Genomic DNA, 13,981 nt, shown 5'->3' with positions numbered 1-13,981 from the left:
TCGGTCACCGCAGAAGTCCCGTCTGGTCGATCAGCGGCAGCTGGCGCAGCGCCGCGGTCTCGTTGGCGACCTCCTCGCGCTCGGCGTTGACGCCCAGCGAGGTGCCCTGGATCTTGTCGTGGAGCTTGAGGATCGCGTCGATCAGCATCTCGGGACGCGGCGGGCAGCCGGGGAGATACATGTCGACGGGCACGATGTGGTCGACGCCCTGGACGATCGCGTAGTTGTTGAACATCCCGCCGCTGCTGGCGCAGACGCCCATCGCGAGCACCCACTTCGGCTCGGGCATCTGGTCGTAGATCTGGCGCAGCACCGGCGCCATCTTCTGGCTCACCCGGCCCGCCACGATCATCAGGTCGGCCTGCCGCGGGCTCGCCCGGAAGACCTCCATGCCATAGCGGGCGAGGTCGTACTTCGGTCCGCCGCTCGTCATCATCTCGATGGCGCAGCAGGCCAGCCCGAACGTCGCCGGCCACAGGCTCGCCTTGCGGAAGTAGCCCGCCAGGCCCTCGACGGTCGTGAGCAGAACCCCGCTCGGGAGCTTTTCTTCGAGACCCATGTCAGTCCCAGTCCAATCCGCCGCGGCGCCACACATAGGCGTACGCCACGAACACCGTCAGCAGGAACAGGCCCATCTCCGCGAGGCCGAACCATCCCATCGCGTCGAACCTGACGGCCCACGGGTAGAGGAAGATGATCTCGATGTCGAAGATGATGAAGAGCATCGCGGTGATGTAGTACTTCACCGGGAAGCGACCGCCCAGCGCTTGTGGCGTGGCCTCGATCCCGCACTCGTAGGGATCCGCCTTGGCCTGGTTGGCGCGACTCGGTCCCACGACCGAGCTCATCACCACCGAACCGACCGCGAAGAGCGTCGCCAGTCCCGCCAACGCGAGCACCGGCACGTAGAGCTCCATCTCGCCTCCTACCCTGAGCGGCCCACCCCTTCTTGAGACTTTGTGAATAGAATCACAATGTGGGCCAACTCACATCCTGCCACTCCTGTGACGGAATGCAAGTGGGTTGCCGAAATGGCGCGCGGGCACTTTCCCGCCATGGCGCGAAAGTACCCAGCATCCGAGGGCAAACGCTTGCACAACCACGCCATGGCGGGGTTGTGGCGGGTCAGACTTCGGCGCTGACGGCGTCCTTCGGCGTGTCGAGGAAGGCTCGGGGGATCACGACGATCCGCTTGTCGAGGTTGGCAGGTGCGGTCAACCTTCCATCGGGGCCGACCTGCACCATCTCGTACGTCACGGTGTGCTTGGTCATCCGGCGCAGTTTCAGCCACCCAGGGGGCCAGGCAACGCTTCCCCACGGTCCCTGGACCTCGAGCCACTCGCCCATCGAGCCGACGACGGTGCCGCCGACGGCGTACATCCCGGACATCCGGCCCTCGCCGGAGAACAGCCAGATGAGGGGGTTGAGCAACACCAGCACCAGCCAGAGGGTCGCCATCCGGTAGGAGCCACCGGCCAGTAGTAGCAGGATGTTGAGAGCGAACACAGCCAGAAGCAACCACGTCGTGATGCCGAACTGCGCTCGTAGCCACGCCCGGACGAGCCGCCACCGCAGCGCACGGTCGATGACGGTCGGCTCCCCGAGCATCGGAGTTTCCACCGATTCCCGGCCTGCCCTCGCCGTCAGCTCGCGTCTGATCGCCGGCCCGATGAGCTGGGACGGGAAGTCGACCGACCGCGCCACCTCATCAGGCCCGGCCGGAAGATACGCCGGTACAGCCAGCGCCCTCGTGCCATCCTGCCGACACCGCACGAGCACCGGCCCCACCTCGATCTGCGTCAGCCGCGACCAGGGATAGAAGGCGAGTCGCCTGAGCGTACGTACGCCCAACCCGCTCTCCGTAGCCCATGCGACGAGAGTGGCTCCAACAGGGAACTCGCGCTCCACGCGGCGAGAGACGGTCCACAGGGGCGTCACCAGCGAAGACACCAGAAAGACGACCCCGACAGCGGCGATCATGCCGAGTTCGACGGCCTCGCCAACGAGTCCCGCACCAAGATCCGGATCATGCATGCCGAACCAGAAGACGCCGGTCAGCAACACGGGCAGACCCAACGCGAGGCCCCAGTAGGCCCAGCTCCGCAGCCGCATCCTCACCATCGCCCGCTTGAGCCGACGCTGGTCGTCGATCGTGACGGTCCAGTCCGTCACCGAGCCCGGCACCACGTCCACGAGCGGCTCTCCTCAACATCCCACCATCAAGTCGCCGCAGCGTACCGAATACCCACGGAGGGATGGTCCGATTCTTGGAGGTGGATACCGACTACGCGCGACTTCCCCGCACATGCACGGAAGTTTCGTACGCCGCCGGCCCAACCCACGCCAGAACCCCGCATGTGCGGGGAACTCGCGGGGCGCACCAAGATCCCTTGCAGAAGCGCGCTTCGGGTGTCGTCGCGGCTCAGACTTCGGCGCTGACGGCCTCCGCCGGCGTATCGAGGAAGGCTCGGGGGATCACGACGTACCGCTTCCCGGCGTTGGTCTGGGACCTTGGCTGTCCATCGGGGCCGACCGGCACCATCTCGTACGCCACGGTGTGCTCGGTCGTCCGGCGCTGCCTTAGCCACGTGTTGTGCCAGGCGACGCTCCCCCACGACCCTTGGATCTCGAGCCATTCACCCACGGACCCGACGACAGTGGCACCGACGGGATACATCCCCGACACGCGGCCCGTACCGACGAGCAGCAAGGTGACCAGAATGAATAGGGCCATGAAGCCCCAGAAGGCCACGGACCAGAAGGAACCGATCTCCAGTTGGAGCAGGGCATTGAGGCCGTAGCAGACTGGAAGCACCCACGCCAAGGCGCCGAACTGCGCCCGCAACCGTGCCCGGACGAGCCGCCACCGCAGCGTCCGATCGACGACGATCGGAGCCCCCGCCAGCGGCGCCGCCACAGGCGTACGGCCCGCTCTCTCAGCCAGCTCGCGCCTGATCTCCGGCCCGATCAACTGGACCGGGAAGTCGACCGACCGCGCCAGCTCATCCGGCCCGGTCGGAAGGTACGCCGGCATGACCAGCGTGTTCGGACCGTCCTGTCGACACCGCACGAGCACCGGACCCACCTCGACCTGCGACAGCCGCGACCACGGGTAGAAGGTGAGTCGGTTGAGCGTACGCACGCCCAGGCCCGCGGGCGTCGTCCATGCCGTGAGCCTGGCGCCGACCGGGAACTCGCGCTCCACCTGGCGACGCAGCCCCCACAGGGGCGCCGCCAGCTGGAGCACCAAGACGGCGACTCCGAGGACGGCCGTCATCGCCAGCTCGACAGCCCCACCGACAAGTCCCAGATCCGGATCTGGCATCCCGAGCCAAAAGAGGCTGGCCACCACCACAGGCAGAACCAACCCCGGGATCCAGTACGCCCACATCCGCAGCCGCAGCCCCACCAAGGCCCGCTTGAGCCGACGCTGATCCTCGAGCGTGACAGTCCAGTCCGTCACCGAGCCGGCCACCACATCCGCATCCACGAGCGGCCCTCCTCAGCGTCCTCGCGGCCCAAAGTCGCCGAAGCGTACCGAACACCAGGGGGCGGGACCTCCCGAAGCCGCGACCCCGCCCCCACTTCCCCGCACATGCACGGAAGTTTCGTACGCCGCCGGCCCAACCACGCCAGAACCCCGCATGTGCGGGGAACTCACGGGGCGCACCAAGGTCCCTTGCAGAAGCGCGCGCTTCGGGCGTCATGGCGGGTCAGACTTCGGCGCTGACGGCCGGCGTCGGCGTGTCGAGAAAGGCTCGAGGGATCACGACGATCCGCTTGTCCAGGCTGGCGAGTCCTCCGCGGTGCCTGATCGGCACAACGTTGTACGCCACGATGTGCTCGGTCACCCGGACCTGTCGGAGCCAGCCACAATGCCAGGCAACACTTCCCCACGGACCCTGGATCAGGACAGATTCGCCCACCGAGCCGACGACGATCGCGCCGACCGGATACATGGCGGAGATCGGGCCCCGCCCTCCGCGCAGTCCACTCACCGTGTAGACCAGCAGGATCAGCATCCAGACGATCACCGGCCGGTAGGAGCCGTCGATCAGGTTGGTCGCGCATTGGAAAGCCGCCAGGGCCGGAAACGCCCACCTCGACCATCCCATCTGCTCCCGCATCCAGCCGCGGCTGAGCCGCTGGTGAAGCGCTCGATCGATCACGACTGAATCGCCTGAACGCGCCGGCTCCGCAGACGGACCTGACCTCATCGCCAGCTCCCGAGCGATGCCCTGCCCGATCAGCTGGACCGGGAAGTCCAACGACTTCGAAACCTCCTCTGGCCCAGCCAGAAGAGACGCCTGCACGTGCAGTCTGAACCGGCCGAGCCCCTGCCGGAACCGCACGACCACCGATCCCTGATCGACCTGAGTGAGCCGCGACCATGGGTAGAAGGCGAGGCGATTGGGCGTACGCACCCCCAGACCGGTCTTCGTCGCCCAGGACGTGAACGTGGAACCGACCGGGAAGTCGCTCTCGACCCGGCTGCGCACGGACTGGACTCCAGCTACCCCCAGGAGAACTTGGAGAGCGACCGTCGCCGCCACGGTCAGCTTCAGCTCGACATCGAACGAAAGATGATCGATCGGTGTGCCCCAGGCCCACAGATAGACCCCGGTCAAGATCGGCGGCATCGCCACCAAGGTGATCCAGAATCCCGGGGTCGCCAACTGAGCCCTGACCACGGCTCGCTTCAGCCGACGCTGATCGTCGACCGTCACGGTCCAGTCCGTCACCGAGCCCGGCACCACATCCACATCCACGAAGGGCTCCTTGGCATCCCGCAGTTCAGGGTCGCAGCAGCGTACTGGATACCCCAGAGGGAATGTTGAGGTTCGTTCGATGGTGGAAGCCTCGCGAAGTTACCGATCACCGAACGTACGCGGCACGGAGATGATCGTCGGACCGATCTTGAACGCGACCGCGTGACGAGTGACCAGTCGGCGCGCGATATCAGACTCGGTGATGCTGAGCATGTTCGACGGCGTACGGAGCGTCAACCCGGGTCCGTAGGCACCGCTGATCACGCTTCCTGCGGGGCAGGTCGTGCACGTGGCGAGGTGTCGCGGGAGCACCAGCATGGGAAAGACAAGGGTGAGTGGCAAGGCGATCCGCACAAATGCCGTCCAGTCGCCGGTGATCCAGACGAGCAGCAGCGCGAACGCCACCAACAGACCGATGAGTACGCGCGACCACCACCTGAAGGCCAACCTCGCCGAGGCGAAGGTCAGATGCCACTGAAGCGCGCGCGTCACCGTCACCTCCCGCAGACCGTCCCGGGCCGCAATCACCGACTGCGCCGGTGATGCGTCACCTGACGCCTCGCTTGCTGACAGCAGCTCGTAGACCCCCGCAGAGATCAGCTGGCTGGGAATCAGGAGCATCCCGGCAGGACGCGTAGTGCGTAGCGTCACGATGCCGCGGCGCGTCGATACGCCACTCACGCGAACCAGCGGAATCGCGACGGTAGCCCTCGATGAGACGACCCGGAACTCGCCGTCGATCACGCCCGCCGTTACTGGTTCGCTGGGCCGATAGCGACGTAGTGCCATCAGCGAAGGGACGAGGATCAGCATCGGTACCAACACGGCGACCGCAACGAGATAGCTGATGATGGTGACCGGCTTCCAGCTGTCTCCGAAGACAAGGCCGAGCACGAGGATGCTGACGACCGACGTTGCCATGAGCACGGCCCACATGCGCCAGTTCGTCGCCGTCGTGATCGCCAGCGCCACGGCAAGACGACGCCGGTCGGCGGCCGCTGGCATCCAGGTCACAGAGAGTTCATCGGCGGTGGGGGTCATGAGGGCGCACCCTATCCAGCAACGACGCACTCGCCAGAGGTGACCCTCGTCCCGGATACGGGAAGCTTCACTCAGTCGGGATCGGGACGGATCCAGCCCTTGGCGAGCCCGGCACGGACGATGGCGTCGGTGGCCTCACCGAGGGTGGTAGAGGCGGCGACGACGCCGGCCTCGCGGGCGCGGACGCGGGACTCGGTGGCACCGGGCATGCTCCAGGTGCCACCGCGGTTGAGCCAGTTGAGGAGCATCGGCTCGAGGCGGTCCATGGCCTTGCAGAAGCGCGCCTCGGGCGTCGAGGCGGCCTCGAACTCGTCCCACAGCGCCCGGATCTCGCCGGCCTGGTCTGGCGGCAGCATCGTGAAGAGACGCTCGGCGGCGGCGATCTCGCGCTCGACCTGGTCGACGACCGCGGCCGGGTCGAAGACCGGGCTGTCGCCGGCGTAGATCTCGATCATGTCGTGGATGATCACGAGCTTGATCGCGTGCCCGACGTCGATGGGCTCGTCGGCGTACTCGGCGAGCAGCAGCACCATCAGCGCCAGGTGCCAGGAATGCTCGGCGTCGTTCTCACGGCGGTCGGCCGCGGCCAGCGGCGAGGCACGCAGGATCGTCTTGAGCTTGTCGGCCTCGGCGATGAACTCCAGCTGGGCCCGCAGCCTTCCGTCGATCTCGTCCGGGAGCGGGTTCTGGTCGGCGATCAGGTCGGCAGGCGAGTCATCCATGGGACGACGATCGCATGCCGCGTACAGCTACCGGACAGGGAGGGCGCGCTTGGAGCGGGCCACGTAGGCCGATCCCTCCGGGCCGACGACGGCGTAGGAGTCGCCCATCCGGGAGTTGTACTCCAGGTGGGCACGACCCCAGAACATGCCGATCCGGATGCCGCCGTACATCCCCGGGGCGGTGAACCAGGCCTCGTCGGGGCCGCCCTCCTCGGAGATGAGCCGGACGTCGAACGTACGCAGCTGGTGCTCGCCGCGGAACTCGGCGGTCAGCTCGGCGAGCGTCGTGTTCACGTGGAGGTTGACGTTCTCGAGGTTGTCGCCGAGCGGGGTGCCGGGACGGAAGTAGGGGTCGAGCATGTCGAGCAGGTGCTCGTGACCGCGTCGCTTGGCGAGCTGGTAGGGCGTCTCGCCGTGGGCGGTGGGCAGCGACCTGACCCCACCCAGCGAGAGCAGCTCCTGGACGGTCTCCCGCGGCGCACCGAGGTAGGCGGCGTGGTGGAGCGGCGTGAACATCGACTCACCGCCGATCTTCCAGGTGTTGACGCCGACCGTGTAGTCGTTGCGCACCTGCGAGAGCGCGCGGCGCCAGTCACCCTGTGCGGCCGCGTCGGTGAGCGAATCCCTGGCCTTGACCGCGGCGGGCCCGTAGGCCTCGCGAGGCATCAAGATCCCGTCCCATGGCAACGTGGAGGTCATAGTTGAACTTTCGCAGAGATCAGGCGGTTGCGTGATGGAGTGCGACGATTCCACCCGAGAGATTCGTCCAGGTCGGCGACTGCCACCCCGCTGAGGAGAGCATGTCGGCGAGACCTGCCTGGTCGGGCCATGCCCGGATGGACTCAGCGAGATAGACGTACGCGTCCGGGGAGGACGATACCGCCCGCGCGACCGGCGGGAGCGCCTTCATCAGGTACTCCACGTAGACCGTCCGGAACGGCTTCCAGGTCGGGTGCGAGAACTCGCAGACCACGATCCGGCCGCCGGGGCGGGTGACCCGGCGCAGCTCACGCAAACCGGCCGCCGGGTCGACGATGTTGCGCAGACCGAACGAGATCGTCACCGCGTCGAAGGTGCCGTCGCGATAGGGCAGCCGGGTGCCGTCGCCGGCCGTGAACGGCAGGTGGGGCCTGGCCTGCTTGCCGACCTGGAGCATCCCGATCGAGAAGTCCGTCGGCACCACGGACGCGCCTGCGTCCAGGAATGGCTGGGACGAGGTGCCGGTGCCGGCGGCCAGGTCGAGCACGAGCTCGCCCGGCTTCGGGGCGACGGCCTTGATGACCTCGCGTCGCCAGCGTCGGTCCTGGCCGAGCGAGAGCACGTCGTTGGTCACGTCGTAGCGCTTGGCCACGGCGTCGAACATCCGACGGACCTCGCCGGGCTGCTTGTCCAGATCTGCTCGGGTCACGGGCTGATTCTGTCTCGGGTATGCGTCCGGGACCGAACTCAGGCGAGCTTCTCGAAGATCTCGTCGGCGTACTTCGCCGCGTCCTTCTTCGAGGCAGCGGTCGCCTGGACGGTCAGGTCGTCGGACGCGTGCGAGCAGGTCGCCTGGGTCTGACCGGTCGACTGGTCGGCGCTGGAGTAGCAGACGTTGTCGCCCACCTTGGAGACCTCGCCACCGCCGTAGTAGGCGCTGCCGTCACCGGCGAAGGCACGGATCATCACGGACTTCGCCATGTCCTTGGTGATGTAGGTGCGCGAGGCCATCGAGAACCCGAGCGCGTCGGACACGTTGCGGTCCTCGGTCTTCGAGCTGGCGGCGTTCTGCTTGATGAACAGGTCCAGCTGCTCCTCGGACGCACCCTGCTTCTTGATCACGTCGAGGTCGTAGGAGGACTTCTCGTCCGCCGGCTTGTAGCCGCCCGACAGCGTCTCCGGGAGCGTGATCTTCACCCCCGAGTGGGAGTCGGAGTCGCCAACCCACCGCGGCAGGCCAACGCCCAGCACGACGAAGAGGGCCAAGGCGATGATGCCGAGGGTGATGCCGTTCTCTGCGATGAACGACTGCTCTTTGTTGGTACTCACGCAAGCGCACGCTACAACCCACATGGTGATGTATGGCAACTGGGGCGGATGCCATACATCACTTCGACTCGTCCTCGCCGACACCACGCCGATACGCTGGGGGCGTGAGTAACCACCCCACGACGTCCTCGCTTCGCTCCGGGCGCCGTAGGGACCCCGAAAAACATGAGTCTGAGCAGCAGTCCCTGGTAGCCACCACCGTGGCCCTCGATGCCGGGTCGGAGACTCTCGACGACCTGCTCGCGCTGCTGCCCGCCCGCCGGCGCGTTCTGTCATGGGTCCGCCACGGTGAGGGCCTGGTCGGCTGGGGCACCGCCGCCGAGATCCGTACGTCCGGACCGGAGCGCTTCGCGCACGCGGCCAAGTGGTTCGAGGAGCTGGCGGCGATCTCCACGGTCTCCGATCCCGTGCGCGAGCCCGGCACCGGCCTGGTCGGCTTCGGCTCCTTCGCCTTCGCCGACCTGCCGGGATTCTCCGTGCTCAAGGTGCCCGCGGTCGTCGTCGGAAAGCGCGGCGACGTCGCCTGGGTGACCACCGTCGGTCCGGCCGCGGTGCCCCCTCCTGCACTGACTCCGACGCCGGAGCCGGAGGCGCCGCGCGACGTCGTCTTCGCCGACGCGTACGTCGACGGCGAGCACTGGATGCGGATCGTCGCCGATGCCGTCGCCCGGCTCCAGGACGGAGACCTCGACAAGGTCGTCCTCGCCCGCGACCTGCTCGCCGCGGCCAGCGCCCCGATCGACATCCGCGCCGTGCTGCGGAAGTTGGCGGCTGCGTACCCGACCTGCTGGACGTTCCACGTCGACGACCTCTTCGGCGCGACCCCCGAGCTGCTCGTCCGCCGCGAGCGCGGCCTGGTCACCTCCCGCGTGCTCGCGGGCACGATCTGGCCGACCGGCGAGGAGAACCTCGACGACGCGCTCGCCGCCTCGCTGGCCGAGTCCTCGAAGAACCTCGAGGAGCACGAGTACGCCGCCAGGTCGGTCGCCGATGCGCTGGAGCCGCACTGCTCCTCGATGAACGTGCCCGACGCGCCGTTCGTGCTGAAGCTCCCCAACGTGATGCACCTGGCCACCGACATCACCGGCGTGGCCAGCGACGGGGTCAGCTCGCTCGATCTGGCCGCCGCCCTGCACCCCTCGGCGGCGGTCGGCGGCACCCCGCGCGAGGATGCCGTCGCACTCATCGCCGAGATCGAGTCGATGGAGCGCGCCCGCTACGCCGGCCCGGTCGGCTGGATGGACGCCACCGGCGACGGCGAGTGGGGCATCGCGCTGCGTACGGCCGAGATGATCGACGACCGCACCGCCCGCCTCTTCGCCGGCTGCGGCATCGTGGCGAGCTCCGACCCGGAGACCGAGCTGGCCGAGACCCAGGCCAAGTTCGTCCCGATTCGGGACGCACTGTCCTAACCTCCGTTCATGGAGAACTCGGACGGCCTCATCCGCACAGCCCTGCGCGAGGGAGAGGAGAACGCCGACCGGCTGGCGCGGACACAGCTGCTCATGGTCCCGGTCCTGATCGTGGCGATGATCTCGGTCCCGGCCTATCGGATCGTCCATGACGATGGCGAGGACGGGGACAGCTACGGCTTCTGGTCATCCATCAGTTGGCTGGCCGACCGCCCCGACGACGCACCAGGCGCCTACCGGCTGCTCGTCATCGCTGCGGTCCTGACGATCCTCTTCGCCGTGGCTGCCGCGGCGATGGGCCTCTACTTCGCCTACTCCCGGAGCAACCGTCCCGCCGTCGAGATCGGGATCGCGATCGTCTCGGGGGCGCTGCCGAGCGCCATCGCCGTGATCGGTGTGGTCGCGCTGCCCGAGGACTCCGCGGTGCAGATGGGCTGGGGCGTACTCCTTCCGGTCTTCCTCGGCCTGTGGCTCGCCAACATGGTCCGCTCCGACGTCTAGAGGCCGCGCGATAGATTCGGCGGCATGAGGATCACGAAGTTCGGCCATGCCTGTGTCCGGATCGAGCACGACGGGGCGGTGGTGGTCGTCGATCCGGGCGTGTTCACCCAGCCCGAGGCGCTGGACGGCGCGACGGCGGTGCTGATCACCCACGAGCACCCCGACCACTACAGCCCCGCCCTCCTGGAGGCCAACGAAGCTCCCGTCTACACCATCGGCGCGGTCGCGGCGCAGATCCTGAAGACGGCCCCGGGGGTCCACGAGCGGACCACGGTGGTGAAGCCAGGTGAGTCGTTCGACGCCGGACTCCCGGTCACCGCGGTCAACGAGAAGCACGCGGTCATCCACGCCGACCTGCCGCACTTCGACAACTCGGGCTACCTGATCACCGCGGGCGAGCAGACTCTCTTCCACCCGGGCGATGCACTCGACGGCCCCGGCCAGGCCGTGGACGTACTCTTCCTGCCCGTCTCCGCGCCGTGGGCGCGATCGAGCGAGCTGATCGACTTCGCCCGCTCCGTCGGCGCGTCCAGCACCGTCGCGATCCACGACCGGGTCTACTCCGAGGCCGGCTCGGGCATCTTCGACACCCAGGCGGCGGCGCTGATCCCGGCCGAGCGTGGCTACGTACGTCTCGCGGACGGGGCTGACCTCTGATGGCCCTCGTCGCGGTTCTGTACGCCTACAACGACCTCCCCGACGTACGCGCCGAGCACCTCGACGCCCATCGCGGGTTTCTCGCCGACCAGGACAACCTGGTGCTCTCCGGTCCCACCTCCGACGGCTCCGGACTGCTCGTCTTCGCGGGCGAGATCGCGGCGGTCGAGACTGCCGTGGACGACGACCCGTTCCTCGCGGTCGGGCTGATCAAGGAGCGCCGCGTCTTCGAGTGGACCCCGGTCCTCGGTTCCTGGAAGACCCAGCTGGGTCTGTGAGGACCGGGGGTCCACCCCGGAGGGTCACCCCCGCGCGAGCGCCTGGAGGCGGTCGTACGCGCCGTTGAACGTGTTCTGGTCCAACGGCGAGGAGGTGTACTGCCAGAAGGTGTAGTAGCCCCAGCCTGCCGGCAGGGTGCCCGGCGTGCTGGCGTAGCGCGCGATCCACAGCGGGTGGGCGCTGGCGAACTGCGAGGTGTTGCCGGTGCACGTCGTCCACCAGTCGGTGGTCGTGTAGATGACCGCGTCACGGCCGGTGCGGGCGCGGTAGCGGTCCAGGAACGCCGCGATCCACGAGCGCATCGATGCCTGGGAGAGGCCGTAGCAGGTGCCGCCGGAGTAGGGGTTGTACTCGATGTCGAGCACCCCCGGGAGCGTCTTCCCATCGGCCGACCAGCCCCCGCCGCTGTTGACGAAGTAGTCGGCCTGCGCCGCGCCGCCTGAGTCGGACGGGTTGGCGAAGTGGTAGGCGCCGCGGATGAAGCCCTGGTTGTAGGAGCCGTTGTACTGCTGCGGGAAGTAGGTGCTGTTCTTGTAGTAGGTGCCCTCGGTCGCCTTGATGTAGGCGAACCGCTTCCCCTGGCCCCACCAGTAGGCCCAGTCGACGTTGCCCTGGTGGCCGGAGACGTCGATGCCGCTGACGGTCGCCTGGGCGCTGATCGGCGGGGCGTTCCTGGTGCCGCCCTTGGCGTCCGAGCCGGGCGTCGACCAGCCGACGTACGCCCCGTGCTCGAGGGTCACGCCGTGGGACTTCGCCTTCTGGGTGAGATGGCGATCGTCCTTCTCGGCGGCGCCGGCGGACTGGGTCGGGGAGAGGGAGATGGCGAGGAGGAGACCGGCGGCAATCGCGGTCACTCTCATGGATCTGCGGCGCGAAGGACTCATGGGGCTAGGGCCTTTCCCGAGGAGGAACGTGCACTGAGAGCCGTCGTGGCTGAGAAACATGGTGCCGCAACCGATGTCCCCCGGGGAATGTTTTCCGGTAAGCAAGTTACTCAACCAAGTGGTTGACAAAGGTCCGCGCGGCAATCTAGCCTCGTTATCAACCAAATGGTTGAGGAGTAGCGGATGAGCGAGGACAGACTCTCCCGAGTCTTTGCGGCACTGGCGGACCCGACCCGGCGCGACCTGGTCGCCCGGCTCTCGTCGGCCGACGCGACCGTCGGCGAGCTGGCGGCGCCGTACGACGTCAGCCTCCAGGCGGTCTCCAAGCACCTCAAGGTGCTCGAGGACGCCGGCCTGGTGAGCCGGGAGTCGCGGCGCGCTCCGGTACGCCTCGAAGCGGAGGTGTTCGACCTCATGACCAAGTGGATCGAGAGATATCAACAGCAGGCAGAGGAGCGCTATCAGCGCTTGGACGCACTGCTCGCCGAGATGCAGGAAGACCGACCAACCAGAGAACCAGCCAGAGAAGAGGACGCATCATGACCACCACGAAGCACGAGACCACGATCGAGGCTTCCAAGGACGCCCCGACGATCACCATCGTCCGAGAGTTCGACGCTCCGCCGGAGCTCGTCTTCCGCGCCCACGCCGAGAAGGAGCTGTACGCCAAGTGGCTCGGGCCCCGCGACGTCGGGATGAACATCACCACATGGGACTTCCGCACCGGCGGCTCCTGGGCCTACACCGGCGAGCGGGACGACGACGAGTTCCAGTTCTTCGGCAGCTTCCACGAGGTGCGCGAGAACGAGCGCATCGTGCAGACCTTCACCTGGCGCGGCGCCCCCGACGGAGCCTCGCTGGAGTACCTCACCCTCGAGCCGCTCCCCGGCGGCCGCACCCGGCTGACCGGCCTCAGTGTCGTGGAGTCCTTCGAGACCCAGGCCGCGATCATGGCCAGCGGCATGGACCAGGGCGTCGTCCAGGGCTACGAGCAGCTCGACGAGCTCCTCGCGGAGCTCTCATGAGCTCCGCCGGACTGAGCCTGCGCGAGCAGCACGCGTACGACGCGGCCCGGTTCTCCGAGATCGTCGGCTCCGCCGCCGCCGAGGACTGGGCCCGCCCCAGCCCGGTGGCGGCCTGGACCGCGCTCGACGTGGTCTCGCATCTGGTCGAATGGTCGCGTGGGTTCCTGCAGGGATCGGCCGGCGTGGATCTCGCGCCGCTCGACGTCGCCGCGGACCCGGTGGCCGCCTGGAAGACCCACACCGCCGACATCCAGGAACTCTTCGACGATCCCGCCGACCGGATGATCTCCAACCCACACATGGGCGACAAGCCGCTCGACGAGGCGCTCTCGGAGATCTACACGCCCGACATCTGGATGCACTCCTGGGACCTGTCCCGCGCCCTGGGGCGCGACTTCGACCTCGGCGCCGAACGCGCCTCGGCGATGCTGGCCGGTGCGGCTGCCATGGAGGACGCCATGCGCGCCTCCGGCCAGTTCGGCCCGCGCGTCGATGTCCCCGCCGACGCCACCCCTCAGGAGCAGCTCCTCGGCTTCATCGGCCGGGATCCGTACTGGCGTCCCTGACCACCTTCCGTGGGGGGGGGGCGGGGGGAACACCCGCCCCCCCCGCCCGTAACGGCCCACACTGCCGCCCCCCGCCCCCCCCGCCGCGGGGCGCGGG

At 68.0% G+C, this 13,981-nt stretch carries 18 protein-coding genes; 7 read left to right on the top strand and 11 right to left on the bottom strand.

What is annotated here, in order from left to right:
- Positions 1–4: 4 nt before the first annotated feature.
- The 10 genes from ACFU7D_RS13445 to ACFU7D_RS13400 all read right to left on the bottom strand — a co-directional run bounded on the left by ACFU7D_RS13445 (position 5) and on the right by ACFU7D_RS13400 (position 8,560).
- Positions 5–559: a NuoB/complex I 20 kDa subunit family protein gene (locus ACFU7D_RS13445; RefSeq protein WP_378679730.1), complete on the bottom strand. Its 555-nt coding sequence runs from the start codon at positions 557–559 to the stop codon at positions 5–7.
- A 1-nt stretch (position 560) separates the two neighbouring features.
- On the bottom strand, positions 561–917 hold the full coding sequence (locus ACFU7D_RS13440; protein ID WP_091043014.1) for an NADH-quinone oxidoreductase subunit A: 357 nt from the start codon (positions 915–917) through the stop codon (positions 561–563).
- A gap of 208 nt (positions 918–1,125) precedes the next feature.
- The gene (locus ACFU7D_RS13435; protein ID WP_378867758.1) at positions 1,126–2,193 is read right to left on the bottom strand and encodes a hypothetical protein; all 1,068 of its coding nucleotides are present in this window, start codon (positions 2,191–2,193) and stop codon (positions 1,126–1,128) included.
- A 229-nt stretch (positions 2,194–2,422) separates the two neighbouring features.
- Positions 2,423–3,475 carry a hypothetical protein gene (locus ACFU7D_RS13430; protein WP_378867756.1) on the bottom strand — a complete coding sequence of 351 codons (1,053 nt, stop codon included), beginning with the start codon at positions 3,473–3,475 and terminating at the stop codon, positions 2,423–2,425.
- 238 nt (positions 3,476–3,713) lie between these two features.
- Entirely contained in the window at positions 3,714–4,757 is a 1,044-nt protein-coding gene (locus ACFU7D_RS13425; RefSeq protein ID WP_378867754.1) for a hypothetical protein, read from the bottom strand.
- A 111-nt stretch (positions 4,758–4,868) separates the two neighbouring features.
- Positions 4,869–5,810 (bottom strand): hypothetical protein, encoded by a 942-nt coding sequence (locus ACFU7D_RS13420; RefSeq protein WP_378867752.1) that lies wholly within the window; start codon positions 5,808–5,810, stop codon positions 4,869–4,871.
- Between the two features lie 71 nt (positions 5,811–5,881).
- Positions 5,882–6,532: an HD family hydrolase gene (locus ACFU7D_RS13415; protein ID WP_378867750.1), complete on the bottom strand. Its 651-nt coding sequence runs from the start codon at positions 6,530–6,532 to the stop codon at positions 5,882–5,884.
- A gap of 27 nt (positions 6,533–6,559) precedes the next feature.
- Positions 6,560–7,231: a hypothetical protein gene (locus tag ACFU7D_RS13410; protein WP_378867748.1), complete on the bottom strand. Its 672-nt coding sequence runs from the start codon at positions 7,229–7,231 to the stop codon at positions 6,560–6,562.
- 19 nt (positions 7,232–7,250) lie between these two features.
- On the bottom strand, positions 7,251–7,940 hold the full coding sequence (locus tag ACFU7D_RS13405; RefSeq protein WP_378728977.1) for a demethylmenaquinone methyltransferase: 690 nt from the start codon (positions 7,938–7,940) through the stop codon (positions 7,251–7,253).
- 38 nt (positions 7,941–7,978) lie between these two features.
- Positions 7,979–8,560, bottom strand: coding sequence for a hypothetical protein (locus tag ACFU7D_RS13400; protein ID WP_378728978.1), 582 nt, complete (start codon positions 8,558–8,560; stop codon positions 7,979–7,981).
- A 185-nt stretch (positions 8,561–8,745) separates the two neighbouring features.
- Between ACFU7D_RS13400 and ACFU7D_RS13395 the strand changes: the two genes are divergently transcribed.
- The 4 genes from ACFU7D_RS13395 to ACFU7D_RS13380 are packed head-to-tail and all read left to right on the top strand — an operon-like array spanning position 8,746 to position 11,408.
- Entirely contained in the window at positions 8,746–9,972 is a 1,227-nt protein-coding gene (locus ACFU7D_RS13395; RefSeq protein ID WP_378867780.1) for an isochorismate synthase MenF, read from the top strand.
- Between the two features lie 9 nt (positions 9,973–9,981).
- Positions 9,982–10,473: a hypothetical protein gene (locus ACFU7D_RS13390; RefSeq protein WP_378867746.1), complete on the top strand. Its 492-nt coding sequence runs from the start codon at positions 9,982–9,984 to the stop codon at positions 10,471–10,473.
- Positions 10,474–10,497: 24 nt separating this feature from the next.
- Entirely contained in the window at positions 10,498–11,130 is a 633-nt protein-coding gene (locus ACFU7D_RS13385) for an MBL fold metallo-hydrolase (RefSeq protein WP_378867744.1), read from the top strand.
- Positions 11,130–11,408 carry a YciI family protein gene (locus tag ACFU7D_RS13380; RefSeq protein ID WP_378867742.1) on the top strand — a complete coding sequence of 93 codons (279 nt, stop codon included), beginning with the start codon at positions 11,130–11,132 and terminating at the stop codon, positions 11,406–11,408. Before ACFU7D_RS13385 ends, ACFU7D_RS13380 begins: the two co-directional genes overlap by 1 nt.
- A 24-nt stretch (positions 11,409–11,432) precedes the next feature.
- On the opposite strand, the gene ACFU7D_RS13375 is transcribed toward ACFU7D_RS13380, so the two are convergent.
- Positions 11,433–12,269: a GH25 family lysozyme gene (locus ACFU7D_RS13375; RefSeq protein ID WP_378867740.1), complete on the bottom strand. Its 837-nt coding sequence runs from the start codon at positions 12,267–12,269 to the stop codon at positions 11,433–11,435.
- A gap of 207 nt (positions 12,270–12,476) precedes the next feature.
- On the opposite strand from ACFU7D_RS13375, the gene ACFU7D_RS13370 reads away from it, so the two are divergent.
- The 3 genes from ACFU7D_RS13370 to ACFU7D_RS13360 are packed head-to-tail and all read left to right on the top strand — an operon-like array spanning position 12,477 to position 13,884.
- A complete protein-coding gene (locus ACFU7D_RS13370; RefSeq protein WP_378728983.1) occupies positions 12,477–12,836 on the top strand; it encodes an ArsR/SmtB family transcription factor in 360 nt (119 codons plus the stop codon).
- On the top strand, positions 12,833–13,318 hold the full coding sequence (locus tag ACFU7D_RS13365) for an SRPBCC family protein (RefSeq protein WP_091043047.1): 486 nt from the start codon (positions 12,833–12,835) through the stop codon (positions 13,316–13,318). Before ACFU7D_RS13370 ends, ACFU7D_RS13365 begins: the two co-directional genes overlap by 4 nt.
- Entirely contained in the window at positions 13,315–13,884 is a 570-nt protein-coding gene (locus ACFU7D_RS13360) for a TIGR03086 family metal-binding protein (protein WP_378867738.1), read from the top strand. The genes ACFU7D_RS13365 and ACFU7D_RS13360 overlap by 4 nt, the downstream gene beginning before the upstream one ends.
- Positions 13,885–13,981: the final 97 nt, after the last annotated feature.

The organism is Nocardioides sp. NPDC057577 (assembly GCF_042801335.1).
Classification (GTDB): Bacteria; Actinomycetota; Actinomycetes; order Propionibacteriales; family Nocardioidaceae; genus Nocardioides.
Note: the sequence above shows the minus strand (reverse complement) of the source record. Positions and strands in the feature narration are given on the sequence as shown.

What these genes read in the sequence shown, in the direction of transcription:
- ACFU7D_RS13445 (WP_378679730.1), bottom strand. Translation starts at nt 559, where the DNA reads ATGGGTCTCGAAGAAAAGCTCCCGAGCGGGGTTCTGCTCACGACCGTC.
- ACFU7D_RS13440 (WP_091043014.1), bottom strand. Translation starts at nt 917, where the DNA reads ATGGAGCTCTACGTGCCGGTGCTCGCGTTGGCGGGACTGGCGACGCTC.
- ACFU7D_RS13420 (WP_378867752.1), bottom strand. Translation starts at nt 5,810, where the DNA reads ATGACCCCCACCGCCGATGAACTCTCTGTGACCTGGATGCCAGCGGCC.
- ACFU7D_RS13415 (WP_378867750.1), bottom strand. Translation starts at nt 6,532, where the DNA reads ATGGATGACTCGCCTGCCGACCTGATCGCCGACCAGAACCCGCTCCCG.
- ACFU7D_RS13410 (WP_378867748.1), bottom strand. Translation starts at nt 7,231, where the DNA reads ATGACCTCCACGTTGCCATGGGACGGGATCTTGATGCCTCGCGAGGCC.
- ACFU7D_RS13390 (WP_378867746.1), top strand. Translation starts at nt 9,982, where the DNA reads ATGGAGAACTCGGACGGCCTCATCCGCACAGCCCTGCGCGAGGGAGAG.
- ACFU7D_RS13385 (WP_378867744.1), top strand. Translation starts at nt 10,498, where the DNA reads ATGAGGATCACGAAGTTCGGCCATGCCTGTGTCCGGATCGAGCACGAC.
- ACFU7D_RS13380 (WP_378867742.1), top strand. Translation starts at nt 11,130, where the DNA reads ATGGCCCTCGTCGCGGTTCTGTACGCCTACAACGACCTCCCCGACGTA.
- ACFU7D_RS13375 (WP_378867740.1), bottom strand. Translation starts at nt 12,269, where the DNA reads ATGAGAGTGACCGCGATTGCCGCCGGTCTCCTCCTCGCCATCTCCCTC.
- ACFU7D_RS13370 (WP_378728983.1), top strand. Translation starts at nt 12,477, where the DNA reads ATGAGCGAGGACAGACTCTCCCGAGTCTTTGCGGCACTGGCGGACCCG.
- ACFU7D_RS13365 (WP_091043047.1), top strand. Translation starts at nt 12,833, where the DNA reads ATGACCACCACGAAGCACGAGACCACGATCGAGGCTTCCAAGGACGCC.
- ACFU7D_RS13360 (WP_378867738.1), top strand. Translation starts at nt 13,315, where the DNA reads ATGAGCTCCGCCGGACTGAGCCTGCGCGAGCAGCACGCGTACGACGCG.